The 16,844-nt window shown below is 71.4% G+C and carries 15 protein-coding genes; 12 read left to right on the plus strand and 3 right to left on the minus strand.

Annotated features, from left to right (window positions below; translation table 11 throughout):
• Window positions 1-14: 14 nt before the first annotated feature.
• Together ACULK4_RS08600 and ACULK4_RS08605 are read right to left on the minus strand one after the other, a co-directional pair.
• Complete coding sequence (locus ACULK4_RS08600; RefSeq protein ID WP_445966630.1) at window positions 15-674, minus strand: trimeric intracellular cation channel family protein; 660 nt, start codon at window positions 672-674, stop codon at window positions 15-17.
• The gene (locus ACULK4_RS08605; protein ID WP_445966629.1) at window positions 671-1,462 is read right to left on the minus strand and encodes an SDR family oxidoreductase; all 792 of its coding nucleotides are present in this window, start codon (window positions 1,460-1,462) and stop codon (window positions 671-673) included. Before ACULK4_RS08605 ends, ACULK4_RS08600 begins: the two co-directional genes overlap by 4 nt.
• 79 nt (window positions 1,463-1,541) lie before the next feature.
• Here ACULK4_RS08605 and recO point away from each other — a divergent pair, with 79 nt between their 5' ends.
• From recO to ACULK4_RS08620, 3 genes are all read left to right on the plus strand, one after another.
• Window positions 1,542-2,279 (plus strand): DNA repair protein RecO, encoded by a 738-nt coding sequence (gene recO, locus ACULK4_RS08610; protein WP_445966628.1) that lies wholly within the window; start codon window positions 1,542-1,544, stop codon window positions 2,277-2,279.
• A complete protein-coding gene (locus ACULK4_RS08615) occupies window positions 2,276-3,091 on the plus strand; it encodes an isoprenyl transferase (RefSeq protein WP_445966627.1) in 816 nt (271 codons plus the stop codon). Before recO ends, ACULK4_RS08615 begins: the two co-directional genes overlap by 4 nt.
• Window positions 3,092-3,185: 94 nt before the next feature.
• The gene (locus ACULK4_RS08620; RefSeq protein ID WP_445966626.1) at window positions 3,186-3,851 is read left to right on the plus strand and encodes a DsbA family oxidoreductase; all 666 of its coding nucleotides are present in this window, start codon (window positions 3,186-3,188) and stop codon (window positions 3,849-3,851) included.
• A gap of 241 nt (window positions 3,852-4,092) precedes the next feature.
• On the opposite strand, the gene ACULK4_RS08625 is transcribed toward ACULK4_RS08620, so the two are convergent.
• On the minus strand, window positions 4,093-4,578 hold the full coding sequence (locus tag ACULK4_RS08625) for an aminoacyl-tRNA deacylase (RefSeq protein ID WP_445966625.1): 486 nt from the start codon (window positions 4,576-4,578) through the stop codon (window positions 4,093-4,095).
• A gap of 93 nt (window positions 4,579-4,671) precedes the next feature.
• On the opposite strand from ACULK4_RS08625, the gene dusB reads away from it, so the two are divergent.
• From dusB to ACULK4_RS08670, 9 genes are all read left to right on the plus strand, one after another.
• Window positions 4,672-5,844, plus strand: a complete 1,173-nt coding sequence (gene dusB, locus ACULK4_RS08630; protein WP_445966624.1) for a tRNA dihydrouridine synthase DusB — start codon at window positions 4,672-4,674, stop codon at window positions 5,842-5,844.
• A 4-nt stretch (window positions 5,845-5,848) separates the two neighbouring features.
• On the plus strand, window positions 5,849-7,108 hold the full coding sequence (locus ACULK4_RS08635) for a deoxyguanosinetriphosphate triphosphohydrolase (protein WP_445966623.1): 1,260 nt from the start codon (window positions 5,849-5,851) through the stop codon (window positions 7,106-7,108).
• 48 nt (window positions 7,109-7,156) lie between these two features.
• On the plus strand, window positions 7,157-9,157 hold the full coding sequence (gene dnaG / locus ACULK4_RS08640; protein ID WP_445966622.1) for a DNA primase: 2,001 nt from the start codon (window positions 7,157-7,159) through the stop codon (window positions 9,155-9,157).
• Between the two features lie 231 nt (window positions 9,158-9,388).
• Entirely contained in the window at window positions 9,389-11,023 is a 1,635-nt protein-coding gene (locus ACULK4_RS08645) for an ABC transporter substrate-binding protein (RefSeq protein ID WP_445966621.1), read from the plus strand.
• A gap of 86 nt (window positions 11,024-11,109) precedes the next feature.
• The gene (locus tag ACULK4_RS08650; protein ID WP_445966620.1) at window positions 11,110-12,207 is read left to right on the plus strand and encodes an ABC transporter permease; all 1,098 of its coding nucleotides are present in this window, start codon (window positions 11,110-11,112) and stop codon (window positions 12,205-12,207) included.
• 1 nt (window position 12,208) lies between these two features.
• Window positions 12,209-13,291, plus strand: coding sequence for an ABC transporter permease (locus ACULK4_RS08655; protein ID WP_445966619.1), 1,083 nt, complete (start codon window positions 12,209-12,211; stop codon window positions 13,289-13,291).
• On the plus strand, window positions 13,288-14,979 hold the full coding sequence (locus ACULK4_RS08660; RefSeq protein ID WP_445966618.1) for an ABC transporter ATP-binding protein: 1,692 nt from the start codon (window positions 13,288-13,290) through the stop codon (window positions 14,977-14,979). Before ACULK4_RS08655 ends, ACULK4_RS08660 begins: the two co-directional genes overlap by 4 nt.
• Window positions 14,976-15,842 (plus strand): ATP-binding cassette domain-containing protein, encoded by an 867-nt coding sequence (locus ACULK4_RS08665; protein ID WP_445966617.1) that lies wholly within the window; start codon window positions 14,976-14,978, stop codon window positions 15,840-15,842. The genes ACULK4_RS08660 and ACULK4_RS08665 overlap by 4 nt, the downstream gene beginning before the upstream one ends.
• Complete coding sequence (locus tag ACULK4_RS08670; RefSeq protein WP_445966616.1) at window positions 15,839-16,792, plus strand: NAD(P)-dependent oxidoreductase; 954 nt, start codon at window positions 15,839-15,841, stop codon at window positions 16,790-16,792. Before ACULK4_RS08665 ends, ACULK4_RS08670 begins: the two co-directional genes overlap by 4 nt.
• Window positions 16,793-16,844: the final 52 nt, after the last annotated feature.

Raw genomic sequence — 16,844 nt, forward strand, 5'->3', positions numbered from 1 at the left:
CACGTCGGCCGGGTTCAGCTGCGTCGCCACACCCGCCAGCTCGCGATCGCGCGCTGCTCGGGCAGGCTCCAGCCGAAGCGCACCGATCCCAGCCGGATCAGGGTGGTGACGATGACGCACGTGATCGCGGCGACGGTGATGTTCGTGCCGAGGGCGACGAGCACGACGATGAGCACGGTGCCCGCGGCCGCCGCGACGGCGTACAACGATCCGACGTGCATCAGCGCGATCGGCAGGTTGAGCGACACGTCGCGCAGGATGGAGCCGCCCACAGCCGACACGACGCCGACGAACACCGCGGGCACCTCCGGGACCCCGTAGGCGAGCGCCTTCGTCGTGCCGATCGCGGCGAACAGGCCGATGGTGACCGCATCGAGCGCGATGATGAGCGGGTTCAGGCGCGTGAACAGGCGCAGCAGCGCCATCCCGAGCAATGCGGCGAGCGTGGCGACGACGAGGTACCAGTTGCTCTTCATCGCCGCCGGCAGCTGGTTCAGCAGGATGTCGCGGAGGAGACCGCCGCCGAGTCCGACCAGGATCCCGATGAGCGCCACGCCGAGCAGGTCGAGCCGGCGTTCTTTGAGCCTGCCGGCGAACATGGCACCCTGCAGGGCGCCGACGCCCACCGCCGCGAGGTCCGTCCAGAGCGGGATCTCGAACGGGGCGACGGTCATGCCTCGGTTGTACCACGCGCGCCGCGCGGGGCAGCGGGTCCGGCGCCGACGGCCGCGAGGTGCTCCTCGAAGGTGATCCGGCCGTACGGCTCGCCGGGTACGAGGTTCGCGCCGGACGCGAACGCCGTGAACCGGGTGCCCGGCAGCCGGAACGCGACGGTGGGGCGGCGGGAGCCGCGGGCCGCGAGGAAGGCACGTGCGAGGTCGCGCGCGGTGCGCGCCTCGGGGCCGCCGATGTCGGGCACGAGCCCCGCGGCATCCGTCTCGAGGAGTTCGACCAGGCGGCGTGCGACGTCGTCGACCGCGATCGGCTGGAACGCGAACGCCGGCGCGAACACGACGGGGGAGAAGCGCTGCACCGCGAAGAGCGATGCGACGAGGTCGTGGAACTGCGTCGCGCGCAGCACCGTCCACCGCAGGCGCGACTCGGCGACGAGCCGCTCGGAGTTCCGCTTGCCGGCGTAGTACGCGAGCGGGATGCGGTCGATGCCGACGATCGACTGGTAGATGATCCGCGGCCTGCCCGATCGCTCGGCGGTGCGGACGAGCCCGCGTGTGATCTCGGTGTCGTCACGGAGCGTGGTGGCCAGGTGCAGCACCGCTCCGACGCCCTCGAGCGCCGCCTCGACGCCCTCGCCGGTCTCGAGATCGCCCTGGAGCGTGCCGGGCCGGCCGCTGCGGCTCAGCACGCGGACCTCATGGCCGTGCTCGGCGAGGCGGCGCACGACGGCGTGCCCGAGCGTGCCGGTCCCGCCGGTGACGAGGATGAGTGCGGACGACGAGGTCACCCGACCATTCTGCCGCCCCGGCGAGCGGTGCGGGCGCGCGCACGGCGCCGACCGCGGCGGTCGGTGGGAGAATCGTCGGGTGCCCGTGTACCGAGATGACGCCGTCGTGCTGCGCACCCACAAGCTGGGCGAAGCCGACCGCATCGTCACGCTGCTCACCCGGCGCCACGGCAAGGTCCGGGCCGTCGCGCGCGGAGTCCGGCGCACGGCGTCGAAGTTCGGTTCGCGGCTCGAGCCGTTCATGGTCGCCGACCTGCAGCTGTACGAGGGCCGCACGCTCGACGTGATCACCCAGGCCGAGACGATCGGCTCCTACGGTGCCGAGATCGTCGACGACTACGAGGCCTACACCGCGGCGAACGCGATGGTCGAGACGGCCGACCGCGTCACCGAGGCAGAGGGCTCGACGCAGCAGTACCTACTGCTCGTCGGCGCGCTGCGCTCGCTGTCGCGGCGCGAGCACGGCGCGTCGCTGACGCTCGACTCGTACCTGCTGCGCGCGCTCGCGATCGCCGGCTGGGCACCGAGCTTCGTCGACTGCGCCCGCTGCGGTCGGCCCGGACCGCACACCTCGGTCGTCGTGCAGCTCGGCGGCGTCGTGTGCGACGAGTGCGCCCCGCCGGGCGCGCCCCGCATCGCGGCATCCACCGTCGACCTACTGGGTGCGCTGCTCGCGGGCGACTGGGCGGTGGCGGATGCCGCGCCCGAACGCGACCGAGCCCAGGCGAGCGGCATCGTCGCGGCCTACACGCAATGGCACCTCGAGCGCGGCCTGCGCTCGCTCTCCCACGTCTCCCGAGGAGCGACCCCCCAGTGACCCCGAAGCCCTACACCCACAAGGACGCGGTGCCCTACCGCCCGCTCGACTGGACCGGCGTGCACCCGCCCGCGTTCGCGAGGGGTTCGGTACCCGAGCACGTCGCGATCGTGATGGACGGCAACGGCCGATGGGCGAACCGGCAGGGCCTCACGCGCATCGAGGGGCACAAGGCCGGCGAGGCGGCCCTGCTCGACGTCGTCGCGGGTGGCATCCAGGCGGGCGTGAAGCACCTGTCGGTGTACGCGTTCTCGACCGAGAACTGGAAGCGATCGCCCGACGAGGTGCGCTTCCTCATGGGCTACAACCGAGACGTGCTGCACCGCCGACGCGACCAGCTCAACGAGTGGGGCGTGCGCATCCGCTGGGCCGGTCGCCGCCCGCGCCTGTGGCGGTCGGTCATCGACGAGCTGCAGTACGCCGAGCGCCTCACCGCCGGAAACGACACCATGACCCTCACCATGTGCGTGAACTACGGCGGGCGCAACGAGCTCGTCGACGCCGTCCGCTCGATCGCCGACGACGTGGCATCCGGTCGCCTTCGTCCGTCAGCCGTCACCGAGAAGCTCATCCAGAAGCGGCTCTACGTGCCCGACCTTCCCGACGTCGACCTGTTCGTGCGCAGCTCGGGGGAGCAGCGCACCTCGAACTTCCTGCTCTGGCAGTCGGCGTACGCCGAGATGGTGTTCCTCGACACGCTCTGGCCCGACTTCAGCCGCACCGACCTGTGGCACGCGATCGAGCTGTACGCGTCGCGCAGCCGCCGGTTCGGCGGGGCGATCGACGCGCCCGCCGAGGGCGACGAAGCGTAGCGCGCGAGCGGATGCCGCGGCGCCGGCGTCGAATATGGAGCGATCCCGTGCCGTCGCGGGAATACACCGCTGGAGGCCTCCGTTGGCCCTCTGCGTGACGAGCCCCATCAAGATCGACATCTGGTCCGACATCGCGTGCCCGTGGTGCTACATCGGCAAGCGCCACCTCGAGAGCGGGATCGCCGCGCTCGGGGACGACGCTCCCGACGTCGAGGTCGAGTACCACTCGTACGAGCTCTCGCCTGACACGCCCGTCGACTACGCGGGCTCGACGGTCGAGTTCCTCGCGCACCGCAAGGGGCTTCCCGTCACGCAGGTCGAGCAGATGCTCGAGCGGGTGACGGGGATCGCCGCCCAGGCGGGGCTGTCGTACGACTTCGACACCGTCGTGCACACCAAGACGCTGAACGCGCACGAGCTGCTGCACTTCGCGAAGGAGCACGGCCTGCAGCTCGAGCTCTCGGAGCGCCTGTTCCGCGCCTACTTCACCGAGGGGCGCCACGTGGGCCGCATCGACGAACTGGTCGAGCTGGCGGCCGAGGTCGGGCTCGACGCGGATGCCGCGCGCGAGGCGCTCGAGTCCGGTCGGTACGGCGAGGCCGTGCAGGCCGACATCGCTCAGGCGGGCGCATACGGCGTCCAGGGTGTGCCGTTCTTCGTGTTCGACGGGAAGTACGGCGTCTCGGGCGCTCAGCCCGCGGAGGTGTTCTCGCAGGTGCTGACGCAGGTGGCCGGCGAGCGCGACGGGGCTGCGGCGTGACCGGCCCCGAGACGGATGCCGCGCCGGCGCCGTTCACCATGCTCGGCGGCGCGGGAGTCGTCTGCGAAGGCGACGTGTGCGTCGTCCCACCGGTGGTCGAGTAGGTCTCGATACGCATCGGCTTCAGGCTGGCGCTGATGCGCGAGGAGTCGCGACACGCTGTCCGCACGACCGCGGACGCGGCGTGTTGCGTCCCCTCACGGCGCGGCGCGGCGCGGTGAGCGCGCGCGGAAGGTTCAGGTCACTCGGGGTCGCTGATATCGGCGACGGTCGCCTCGAGCGCACGGACGAGCGCGTCGGCGTCGACGAAGAGGCTGCGGCCGTGCTCGCCCGCGCCCATCGAGACACGCCGGCCCGGGATCGTCGCGTCGACGACGACCGGCCATGCGTGCGTCGAGCCGAGCGGGGTGATGGTGCCGCGCTCGTAGCCCGTGGCCTCGAGCGCGAGCGAGGCGTCGGGCAGCTGGAGCTTGTTGACCGACAGGAGCGCGCGGAGCTTGGGCCAGCTGATCTTGCGGCCGCCGGGCACGAGCGCGAACACGTACGTGTCGTCGCTCTTCTTGACCACGAGCGATTTCACGATGTCGGCGGGCGTGATGCCGAGCAGCTGGGCGGCCTCCTCGAGGCTGCGGGCGGCCGGTCGCTCGATGACCTCGATGTCGAGGCCCCTGGCGGCGGCATCCGCGCGCACGCGCTCGGCACCGGTCAGCCCCTCGAACGCGGTCATGCGGTCCTCCACAGCTCGGCCATGAACGCATCCTAGGCGGCCGCGCGTGGGCGCCGGGCGGGAAGCCCCGGTCGTCTGGGAGAATCGGAGGCGATGCCAACGACCACCACCCCCGCCCGCCCGCTCACGATCGGCGGCCTCGAACTCGAGGTGCCCGTCGTGCTCGCACCCATGGCGGGCATCACGAACACCGCGTTCCGGCGGCTCTGCCGCGAGTTCGGCGCCGGCCTGTACGTCAGCGAGATGATCACCAGCCGCGCGCTCGTCGAGCGCACGCCCGAGTCGATGCGGCTCATCACGCACCACGAGTCCGAGACGCCGCGTTCCATCCAGCTGTACGGCGTCGATCCGAAGACGGTGTCCGAGGCCGTGACGATGCTCGTCGCGGAGGACCGCGCCGACCACATCGACCTGAACTTCGGCTGCCCGGTGCCGAAGGTGACCCGCAAGGGCGGGGGAGCGGCCCTGCCGTGGAAGTCGGGCCTATTCCGCGACATCGTCGAGGGCGCGGTGAAGGCCGCCGGCGAGGTCCCGCTGACGATCAAGATGCGCAAGGGCATCGACGCCGACCATCTCACCTACCTCGAGGCGGGCCGCATCGCCGAGGGCGCCGGCGTCGCGTCGATCGCGCTGCACGCGCGCACCGCGGCCGAGTTCTACTCCGGGCACGCAGACTGGTCGGCGATCGCCAAGCTGAAGGAGGCCGTGACGAGCGTGCCGGTGCTCGGAAACGGCGACATCTGGTCGGCCGACGACGCCCTCCGCATGGTCGATGAGACCGGATGCGACGGGGTCGTCGTGGGCCGCGGCTGCCTGGGCCGACCGTGGCTGTTCGGCGACCTCGCGGCCGCGTTCCGCGGCGACCCTTCGACGGGCTCAGGGCACGTCAAGGCCGAGCCGTCGCTCGGCGACGTCGCTCGGACGTTCCGCCGGCACGCCGAACTGCTCACCGAGTTCTTCGACAGCGAGGAGCGCGGCTGCCGCGACATCCGCAAGCACGTCGCCTGGTACTTCAAGGGCTACCCGGTCGGAGGCGACCTTCGCGCGAGGCTCGCGACCGTCGAGTCGCTCGCGCAGCTCGACGACCTGCTGGGCACGCTCGACTGGTCGACGCCGTACCCGGGCGAGGGTGCCGAGGGGCCGCGCGGCCGCGCCGGAACCCCGAAGCACCCGGCCCTGCCCGACGGCTGGCTCGAATCCCAGGAACTCGTCGGTCACGACCGAACGACCCTCGTCGACGCCGAACTCGACACGAGCGGCGGCTGAGCCGGTGCGCGACCGACTCTTCGGCGGCTACCACGAGGCCGACGCCGAACGCTTCCTGCCCGAGCAGCACGACAACCGGCGCCGCAGCGACTTCGCGCGCGACCGCGCGAGGCTGCTGCACTCGAGCGCCCTGCGCCGACTCGCGGCGAAGACGCAGGTGCTGAGCCCCACCTCCGGGCTCGATTTCGCCCGCAACCGCCTCACGCACTCGCTCGAGGTCGCGCAGGTCGGGCGCGAACTCGCCGGCAGCCTCGGCCTCGACCCCGACGTGGTCGACACCGCGTGCCTCGCGCACGACCTCGGTCACCCGCCATTCGGGCACAACGGCGAGAAGGCCCTGAACGGGTGGGCCGTCGAGATCGGCGGGTTCGAGGGCAACGCGCAGACCCTGCGCATCCTCACGCGCCTCGAGCCGAAGGTGTTCTCGCCCGAGGGCCGGCCGCTCGGTCTGAACCTCACGCGGGCGAGCCTCGACGCGAGCTGCAAGTATCCGTGGCCGGAGACCTCTGGCGTCGGCGACCCCAGCGGCCGCAACAAGTTCGGCTTCTACGCCGACGACGTCGACGTGTTCGAGTGGATGCGGCGTGGTGCCCCCGAACGCCGGCTCTGCGTCGAGGCGCAGGTGATGGACCTCTCCGACGACATCGCCTACTCGGTGCACGACCTCGAGGACGCGATCGTCGGCGGGTACATCGACGTCGCCGCGCTCGGCCGCCGTGTCGACCACGACGAGCTCGTCTCGTCGATGCACGACTGGATCGGCGGCGCCATCGCCCACGACGAGCTCATCGCCGCGTTCGACCGCCTCGACTCGCTCGACGCCTGGATCTCGTCGTGGGACGGCAGCCGCCGCGACCAGGCGGCACTCAAGAACCTCACCAGCCAGCTCATCGGCCGGTTCGCGCACGCCGCGACCGAGGCGACCCGGGCGCAGCACCCGGTCGCGAGCCTCATCCGGTTCGACGCCGACGTGGTCGTGCCGCGCGAGATCCAGGCCGAGATCGCCGTGCTCAAGGGCATCGTCGCCGCGTTCGTCATGTCGAGGAACACCCGCCAGCCGATCTACTCCCAGCAGAGGCAGGTGCTCACCGCCCTCGCCGACGCGCTCTGGGAGTCCGGCGAGGCGCACCTCGATCCCGGCTTCGCCGAGGACTGGCGAGCAGCCGCGGATGACGCGGCGCGCAAGCGCGTCGTGGTCGACCAGGTCGCGAGCCTCACCGACCAGTCGGCGCTCGCCTGGTACGAGCGGCTCGTGCAGCGATGATCGCCGCGACCGGCCGCCGCGCGGCATCCGCCGAATAGGATGAAGGGCATGGCGGGCCGGATTCGACAGAGCGACGTCGAAGAGGTCAAGGCCCGCACGAACATCGCCGACATCATCGGCGAGCACGTGGCGCTGAAGTCCGCCGGCGTCGGCTCGATGAAGGGCCTCTGCCCGTTCCACGACGAGCGCAGCCCCAGCTTCCACGTCACTCCGCAGCGCGGCTTCTACCACTGCTTCGGATGCGGCGAGTCGGGCGACGTCTACACGTTCCTGCAGCGCATGGACCACGTGTCCTTCACCGAGGCCGTCGAGCGGCTCGCGGGCCGCATCGGCTTCGACCTCCACTACGAAGACGGGGGACCGGCCGCCGAGCACGGCAACCGTGCGCGCCTGCTCGCCGCCAACGACGCCGCGGCGGAGTTCTTCGTCGAGCGCCTCGGCTCGCCCGAGGCCGAGGTCGGCCGTCGATTCCTCGGCGAGCGCGGGTTCGACGCCGAGGCCGCCCGCCGCTTCGGGGTCGGCTTCGCACCCAAGAGCTGGGACGCGCTCACGAAGCACCTGCGCGCCCGCGGCTTCACGACCGAGGAGCTCGCGGCATCCGGGCTCGTCTCGCAGGGCGACCGCGGCGTCTACGACCGATTCCGCGGCCGGCTCGTCTGGCCGATCCGCGACGTCACCGGGCAGACCGTCGGGTTCGGCGCCAGGCGACTGCTCGAGGACGACAACGGGCCGAAGTACCTCAACACCCCCGAGACCGCGGTCTACCACAAGGCGCAGGTGCTCTACGGACTCGACCTCGCCAAGCGCGACATCGCGAAGACGCATCGCGTCGTGGTGGTCGAGGGGTACACGGATGTCATGGCCTGCCACCTCGCGGGCGTGACCACCGCCATCGCGACCTGCGGCACCGCCTTCGGCGTCGACCACATCAAGGTGCTGCGCCGCGTGCTCGGCGACGACTCGGGCGTCGGCGAGGTCGTGTTCACGTTCGACGGCGACGAGGCCGGGCAGAAGGCGGCGATGCGCGCCTTCGGCGAGGAGCGGCGGTTCGCGGCCCAGACATTCGTCGCCGTCGCGCCCGACGGCCTCGACCCCTGCGACCTGCGCCTCGCGCGCGGCGACGGCGCGGTGCGGTCCCTCGTCGAGTCGAAGACGCCGATGTTCGAGTTCGTGATCCGGCACACGCTGTCGCGGTTCGACCTCGAGACCGTCGAGGGGCGCGTGAACGCGCTGCGCACCGCAGCGCCGATCGTCGCCGACATCCGCGACCCGGCGCTCCGGCCCGGCTACACGCGCGAGCTGGCACGCATGCTCGGGATGGAGCTCGGCGAGGTCACGCGCGCCGTCCGCGCGGCGGAGGGCCGTGACCGAGGCGCACCCGGCCCAGGCGCATCCGGCCGGGGCGACCGCGCCGAGCGTGGAGACCGGGGCGGCGACCGTCGCGATGGGCCGCGCGACCCGGCGAGGCCCGCGGGCGGCTCGAACGGCGCGCCCGGAGGCGCCGCGCACGGCGAGCCGTCCAACAGCGCCCAGCCGGCACGGGCATTCTCCATCCGCGACCTGCCGAACGACCCCGCGACCCGCCTCGAGCGCGACGCCCTCCAGGCCATGCTCGGGTATCCCGAGGCGGTCGGAGTCGACCTGCTGCGGCAGGGAGTGGACTGCCGGTTCGGCAACGCGACGCTCGCGGTCGTTCGCGACGGCATCGCGTCGGCCCTCGCCGCGGCATCCGTCGACGAACCGGGCAGGGGAGCGACCGCGACGGCGACCGTCACGGTCGACCGCGTCGTCGCCGAGGTCCCGCCGCCGTTCGCGTCGATCGTGCAGCAGCTCGCAGTGCTGCCCGTGCCGCAACGGAACGAGGTCGAGCTCACGGCGTACGTCCGCGGCGTGGTCGGCGCACTCGTCGACCGCGAACTGCTCCGCCAGAAGCAGGAGCTGCTGGGTCGCCTCCAGCGTGCCGACCGCTCCGACACCGCCACCTACACGGCGATCCAGCGCGCGCTCGTCGCCCTCGAGGACGAGCGACGCCGACTGCGTGCCGACTGACCCGCCGCGCGGCCCCCGGGGGCGGCATCCGCTCACCGCTGCGCCCTGAACTGAGGGCCGCTCAGGGTCGACGCTGCGCACATGAGCACAAGGTTGCAGATCGGTCACATTCGACGTTCCGGGATCCCCGCGCCCCGAACGGGGGACGGCGGTTGTGCTAGGCCTGAGAGATACGAGATCGTGACGCGGCGACCCCGCGCGCGATCACCTGACAGGAAGAGGTAGACGGATATGTCATCCGCATCCACGAACCGCAGGCGGGCGCTCGCGTTCGCCGCGGGCTTCTCCGCCGCGGCCCTCGCGCTCACCGGCTGCACCGCCGGCGGCGACGACGAGGGCGGCGAGGCCGGTGGCACGCTCACCATCGGCACGACCGAGCAGATCACGGCCCTCGACCCCGCGGGCTCGTACGACAACGGCTCGTTCGCGGTGATGAACCAGGTGTACCCGTTCCTCATGAACACCCCCTACGGCAGCCCCGATGTCGAGCCCGACATCGCGGAGTCGGCCGAGTTCACCTCGGAGAGCGAGTACACGGTGACCCTCAAGGAGGGCCTCACCTTCGCCAACGGCAACGAGCTCACCTCGTCCGACGTGAAGTTCACGTTCGACCGCCAGCTCGCGATCGCCGACCCCAACGGCCCCTCGTCGCTGCTCTACAACCTCGACAGCGTCGACACGCCCGACGACCTCACCGTCGTGTTCAACCTCAAGTCGCCGAACGACCAGATCTTCCCGCAGATCCTCTCGAGCCCGGTCGGCCCGATCGTCGATGAAGACGTCTTCTCAGCCGACGCGCTGACCTCCGACGACGAGATCGTCGAGGGCGAGGCGTTCGCCGGCCAGTACACGATCACGACCTACAACTTCAACGAGCTCGTGTCGTACCAGGCCAACCCCGACTACCAGGGGCTGCTCGGCGAGGCGAAGACCGAGACGGTCAACGTCCGCTACTACACCGACGCGTCGAACCTGAAGCTCGACGTGCAGGAGGGCAACATCGACGTCGCGAACCGCACCCTCAGCGCGACCGACATCGAGGACCTCCGCGGCAACGACAACGTGAAGGTCGTCGACGGCCCGGGCGGCGAGATCCGCTACATGGTCTTCAACTTCAACACGATGCCGTTCGGCGCGACCACGGCGGAGGCCGACGAGGCGAAGGCCCTGGCCGTGCGCCAGGCGGTCGCGCACCTCATCGACCGCGACGCGATCTCGGAGGAGGTGTACAAGGGCACCTTCACGCCGCTGTACTCCTACGTGCCCGAGGGCCTGACCGGCGCCAACGAGGCGCTCAAGGAGCTCTACGGCGACGGCAACGGCGCTCCGGACGCCACCAAGGCGGCCGAGGTGCTCGAGGCCGCCGGCATCGAGACGCCGCTGGACATCAGCATCCAGTACGTCGCCGAGCGCTACGGCCCGTCGTCCTCCGACGAGTACGCCGTCATCAAGGACAGCCTCGAGGCGGACGGCCTCTTCACGGTCAACCTGCAGTCGACCGAGTGGGTCCAGTACTCCGACGACCGCGTCGCCGACCTGTACCCGGTGTACCAGCTCGGCTGGTTCCCGGACTACTCGGACGCGGACAACTACCTCACGCCGTTCTTCCTCACGGAGAACTTCCTCGCGAATCACTACGACAACCCCGAGGTGAACGACCTCATCCTGCAGCAGGCCGTCACGGCCGACCCCGCGGAGCGCGAGGCGCTCATCGGCGAGATCCAGGACGCGGTCGCGGCCGACCTGTCGACCCTGCCGTACATGCAGGGCGCGCAGATCGCCGTCGTGGGCGCCGATGTGGAGGGTGCCGAGGACACGCTCGACGCGTCGTTCAAGTTCCGCTACGCGGCGCTGTCGAAGGGCTAGCCACGGGCTAGAGTCGTTGAAGCTCGACGACGGGGGCGATCTGCTACCGCGGGTCGCCCCCGTTCCCCTGTACCCCTGAGGAATCCATGAGCACCACGCTTGACACCGTGCCCCCGTCGGAGGGGGCACCCCAACCGGATCGGCCCAAGGCGAAGGCGCAAGGAGGCGGCTTCGCACGGTACCTGCTGATCCGCTTCCTGCTGATCTTCCCGACGATCTTCATCCTCGTCACGGTCGTCTTCTTCCTGATGCGCACGACGGGCGACCCGATCACCGCCGCGCAGGGCGGGCGCCTGAGCGCCGATCAGCTCGCGCAGCTGCGCGCCGAGGCCGGCTACGACCGGCCCGTCTTCGTGCAGTACGTCGAGTACCTCGGCCAGATCTTCACCGGCAACTTCGGCGAGACGATCACCACGAACCGGCCGGTCCTCGAGGTGCTCCTCACCTACGGCCCCGCGACGCTCGAGCTGGTCTTCTACTCGCTCATCGTCGCGTTCGCGGTCGGCATCCCGCTCGGACTGCGCGCCGCCTACCATCGCGACAAGCCGCAGGACGCCGTCTACCGCGTGCTCGCCATCCTCTGGTACGCGATCCCCATCTTCTTCGCCGGCCTGCTGCTCAAGCTCGTCTTCGCGGTGTGGCTGAAATGGCTGCCCGTCGCGGGCCGGGCGACGGTGAGCTCCGAGATCCAGATGCAGCTGCTCGACACGAGCACCGGGCTCTACACCATCGACGCGATCCTCACCGGCGATCCCGAGGTCGTCCTCGACGTGCTTTCGCACGCGGTCCTCCCGGCCATCGCCCTCGGCCTGCTCACCGCGGGCATCTTCCTCCGCCTCGTGCGGACGAACGTGATCGGAACCCTCGCGACGGACTACGTCGACGCGGCACGCTCGCGCGGCGTCAGCGAGCGACGGCTGCTGAAGCGACATGCCTACCGGCCCGCGCTGATCCCGATCATCACCGTGATCGGCATGCAGATCGCGCTGCTGCTCGCCGGGGCCGTGCTGACCGAGACGACCTTCGAGTGGAAGGGTCTGGGCTTCATCCTCGCCGAGTTCCTCGAGTCGCGGGACTTCGTCGCGGTGCAGGGCATCGTCGCCCTGCTCGCCGTCATCGTCGCCCTCACGAACTTCGTGGTCGACATCATCGCGGCGTTCATCGACCCGAGGGTGAGGTACTGAGATGTCGACGGCATCCGTCACCACCGCCCCGGCCGCCCCGCGCCGCCGGCTGGTCGACCGTCTCCCGGTCGTGCACCAGCTGCGCCAGAGCGTCGGGCTCCAGCGCGGCATGCTCGTCGCCGGCCTGATCATGGTCGGCGTGTTCCTCATCACGGCGGCGCTCGCCCCCGTGCTCGCGCCGTACGGATTCGCGCAGCGCCGCGACGACGACGGGTCGTTCGGCACGCAGCAGCCCCCGTCGCCCGAGCACCTCCTCGGCACGACCGTCGGCGGCTACGACGTGCTGTCGCGCGTGATCTGGGGCACGCAGACCGCAGTGCTGGTGATCGTGCTCGCCCTGCTGCTGTCGATCTTCATCGGCGTGACGCTCGGCCTCTACGCCGGGTACTTCGGCGGCTGGCTCGACCGGGTGCTCGTCGTCATCGCCGACGCCATCTACGCCTTCCCGTCGCTGCTGCTCGCGATCGTGATGTCGATCGTGATCTCCGGCGGGCAGTCCAGCCTGCTCGGCGGCGTGCTCGCTGCGGCGATCTCGATCATGGTCGTGTTCATCCCGCAGTACTTCCGGGTGATTCGCGCCGAGACCGTGCGCATCAAGTCCGAGGCGTACGTCGAGTCGGCGAAGGTCCTCGGCGCGTCGAACGGTCGCATCGTGGTGAAGCACGTGTTCCGCAACGCCACGCGCACGCTCCCGCTCATCATCACGCTCAACTCGTCCGAAGCGGTGCTCACGCTCGCAGCGCTCGGCTTCCTGGGCTTCGGCATCGAGCCGACCGCGGCGGCCGAATGGGGCTACGACCTGTTCAAGGCCCAGTCGGATGTCACGAGCGGCATCTGGTGGACGGCGATGTTCCCGGGCCTCGCCATCGTCTTCACGCTGCTCGGCATCACCCTCGTGGGCGAGAGCCTCAACGACCTCGCCGACCCGCGCCTGCGCGGCCGGCGTCGCGTCGCGCAGGCCGCCGGCGAGGTCGCCGAGACCTCGGTCGTCCCCGGCGGCACCCTCGGCGCAGGCCCGGGCGGACTCGCGGGACTGGAAGACGGCGAGACGTTCGACGAGCACGGAATCGAGGTCAGGCGATGAGCACGGTGGTCGACATCCGGAACCTGGGCGTGTCGTTCGCGACCGACGCCGGCGCCGTCAAGGCCGTCGACGACGTCAGCCTGTCGGTCGAACGCGGCGAGGTGCTCGCCATCGTCGGCGAGTCCGGCAGCGGCAAGACCGTCACCGCGAAGACGATCCTCGGCCTGCTCCCCGAGACGGCGACGACGCGCGGCGCGGTCGTGCTCTCGAACCGTGCGGGCACCGCGGAGCACGACGTGATCACGTTGAGCGGAACGCAGCTGCGCGGCATCCGCGGCACCGACGTCGCCATGGTGTTCCAGGAGCCGTCGACGGCCCTGAACCCGGTCTACACCGTGGGCTGGCAGATCATGGAGGGGCTGCGCGCCCACGGGAAGGTCTCGAAGGCCGAAGCGCGCGCGAAGGCGATCGACATCCTCGGCAAGGTGGGCATCCCCGATCCCGAGACGCGGGTCGACCACTTCCCGCACCAGTTCTCCGGTGGGCAGAAGCAGCGCGTCGTCATCGCGATGGCCCTCGTCCTCGAGCCCGGCCTCATCGTCGCCGATGAGCCCACGACCGCGCTCGATGTCACCGTGCAGGCCGAGATCCTCGACCTGCTCCGCCGTGTCCGCGACGAGTTCGGCACGGCGATCGTGCTGATCACGCACAACATGGGCGTGGTGGCCGACCTCGCCGACCGTGTGGCGGTCATGTACCAGGGGCGGGTGGTCGAGGAGGCCACGGCGACCGAGCTGTTCGCCGCGCCGAAGGACGACTACACGAAGCGACTGCTCGCCGCGGTGCCGTACGTGGGGCACGGCGTGGCGAAGGCCGCGGAGCGCGCGGCAGCCCGACCGGAGGGCTGGGCCGAGCAGACGCCCGTCGTCGAGGCGCGCGGGCTTGAGATCGAGTACCCCGGGCGACTCGGGCGTGCCGGCTTCCGTGCCGTCGACGGTGTCGACCTCCTCATCCGTCCGGGCGAGGTGCTCGGCCTGGTCGGCGAGAGCGGCTCGGGCAAGACCACGATCGGTCGCGCCATCGCGGGACTCACGAAGGTCACGGGCGGATCGCTGCAGGTGCTCGGGCACGAGATGAACGGCATCCGCGAGCGCGCCTTCCGGCCATCGCGAAGCCGCATCGGGTTCGTGTTCCAGGACCCGGCATCGAGCTTCAACCCGCTGCTGACCATCGCCGAATGCGTCGCCGAGCCCCTCGTCATCCACGAGCGCGCGGTCGACGCCCGGGATGCCCGGCCGCGCGTCGACGAGCTGCTCGAGGCGGTGCAGCTGCCCGCGGCGTACGGCGACCGGTTCCCGCACGAGCTCTCGGGCGGCCAGCGGCAGCGCGCGAGCCTGGCGCGGGCGATCGCGCTCGAGCCGGAGCTGCTGATCGCCGACGAGCCCACGTCGGCGCTCGACGTCTCGGTGCAGGCGCGCGTGCTCGAGCTGTTCGCCGAGCTCCAGCGCGAGTTCGGGTTCGCCTCGCTGTTCATCAGCCACGACCTCGCTGTCGTCGACCTGCTCGCCGATCGCATCGCGGTGCTCTACCGCGGGCGCCTCGTCGAGGAGGGCACCGGCGCCGAGGTGCTCGGTGCGCCGGAGGACCCCTACACCCAGCGGCTGCTCGCGTCGCTGCCGGTGCCCGACCCGGCCGCACAGGCCGAGCGGCGCGAGGAGCTGCGCCGGATCCGGGAGGTCGCGGGATGAGCCATACGGCAGCACACGGGCACCCGGTCGTCGTCAGCGACCTGTCGGTCGAGTATCCGGCTCACGGTGCCAGCGCAGCCCATGTGGCGCTGCGGGGCGTCGACCTGCGGCTCGCGCCAGGCGAGGTGCTCGGGCTGCTCGGCTCGGCCGGCAGCGGCAAGTCGACCCTCGCGCGGGTGCTCTCGGGCGTGGCCTTCGAGCCCGCAGCTCCCGGCGGCGAGGTGCGGCCGGTGATCACGGGTGGCGACGCGATCGTGCTCGGAACGCCGCTGCGCGGCATCCCGCGCCGCAGGGTGCCGGAGCTGCGCTTCCGCGTCGGCTACCTCGCGCAGGACGCCGCGGAGCACCTGCCGGCCGACCGGACGGTCGCCGAGATCATCGGCGAGCCGATCCTCGAGCGCGACCGACGCTACAACCGGAGGGCGCTCGCGACGCGCGTGGCGACGATGGTCGACGCGGTCCGGCTGCCCCTCGGCATGCTCGATCGATACCCGTACGAGCTGAGCGGGGGCCAGCGCCAGCGCGTCGCGCTCGCCCGCGCGCTCGTCCTGGGCCCGTCCTTGCTCATCGCAGACCAGCCGACGGCGGGGATCGACCTCACCGTGCGCGACGCCGTCGCCCAGCTGATCGGCGAGCTGCGTGACGGGCACACGTTCTCGGCGATCGTCATCACGCACGACCTGCCGGTGCTGCGCCGTGTCGCCGACCGGCTCGCGGTCCTCGACCAGGGCCGGCTGGTGGCGCTCGGCACGATGGAGGAGCTGTTCCGCGACCCCGCGCACCCGTACGTGCGGGCACTCGGCTCGGCGCTCGACGGCGGTCACGCGGTCATCGACGACCTGAGGCCCGAGCAGTCGGCGTGACCACCTCGTCCGTCGACGGAACCGGCCGCGGGACCATCGCGATCGTGTCCGACGTCGAGCCGCGGTTCGCCACCGCGGTCGTCGACGCCGGAGGAGTCGTCGAGCCGCTCTCCGGGGACACGAGAGGACTGGTGTGGACGAGCCCGTCGGGCGAGGACGAGCTCGAACGCGTGCTCGCCGCGTATCCGGCGATCTCGTGGGTGCAGCTGCCGTGGGCCGGCGTCGACGCGTTCTCGGGCCTGCTGCGTCGCCACGCCGGCGACGGCCGGACGTGGACGAGCGCGAAGGGCTCCTACGCCGGGCCGGTCGCCGAGCACGCCCTCATGCTCGCCCTCGCCCTGCTCCGTGAGCTGCCGCGGCGGGTCCGTGCGGGGCGGTGGGCGCACGACGAGCTCGGTCGAACGCTGCACGGGACTCACGTGGTCCTCGTCGGCGGCGGGGGCATCACGGTCGAGCTGCTGCGGCTGCTCGAGCCCTTCGGCGTCCGGGCCACGGTGGTTCGGCGAACGGATGCCGCGGTGCCGGGCGCCGGGCGAACGGTGACCTCCGTCGGGCTCGTCGACGCCCTCGCCGACGCCGACGTCGTGTTCGTCACGGCGGCGCTCACCGACGGAACCCGCGGCATGATCGGACGCGACGCGTTCGCCGCGATGCCGCACGGCGCCGTCCTCGTGAACGTCGCCCGCGGGGCCATCGTCGACACCGACGCGCTCCTCACGGCGCTCGGGTCCGGTCGGCTCGGGGGTGCGGGCCTCGACGTCACCGACCCGGAGCCGCTGCCGCCGCGGCATCCGCTCTGGACCGCGCCGAACTGCATCGTGACGCCGCATGTCGCCGACACGGACGCGATGACGGTGCCGCTGTTCGCCGAGCGGATCGGCCGGAACACGCGCGCATTCCTGGGCGACGGCGCCTTCGAGGGCGTCATCGATCTCGAGGCCGGGTACTGATGGACCTGAGGCCGCCTCGAATTGGGACTGGGGCGGTCGTTTTGCTAGAGTG

Source organism: Agromyces selenitireducens, assembly GCF_052748465.2.

Coding starts and splice junctions, on each gene's coding strand:
- ACULK4_RS08600 (WP_445966630.1), bottom strand. CDS start 674: ATGACCGTCGCCCCGTTCGAGATCCCGCTCTGGACGGACCTCGCGGCG.
- ACULK4_RS08625 (WP_445966625.1), bottom strand. CDS start 4,578: ATGACCGCGTTCGAGGGGCTGACCGGTGCCGAGCGCGTGCGCGCGGAT.
- dusB (WP_445966624.1), top strand. CDS start 4,672: ATGCCAACGACCACCACCCCCGCCCGCCCGCTCACGATCGGCGGCCTC.
- dnaG (WP_445966622.1), top strand. CDS start 7,157: ATGGCGGGCCGGATTCGACAGAGCGACGTCGAAGAGGTCAAGGCCCGC.
- ACULK4_RS08645 (WP_445966621.1), top strand. CDS start 9,389: ATGTCATCCGCATCCACGAACCGCAGGCGGGCGCTCGCGTTCGCCGCG.
- ACULK4_RS08650 (WP_445966620.1), top strand. CDS start 11,110: ATGAGCACCACGCTTGACACCGTGCCCCCGTCGGAGGGGGCACCCCAA.
- ACULK4_RS08655 (WP_445966619.1), top strand. CDS start 12,209: ATGTCGACGGCATCCGTCACCACCGCCCCGGCCGCCCCGCGCCGCCGG.
- ACULK4_RS08660 (WP_445966618.1), top strand. CDS start 13,288: ATGAGCACGGTGGTCGACATCCGGAACCTGGGCGTGTCGTTCGCGACC.
- ACULK4_RS08665 (WP_445966617.1), top strand. CDS start 14,976: ATGAGCCATACGGCAGCACACGGGCACCCGGTCGTCGTCAGCGACCTG.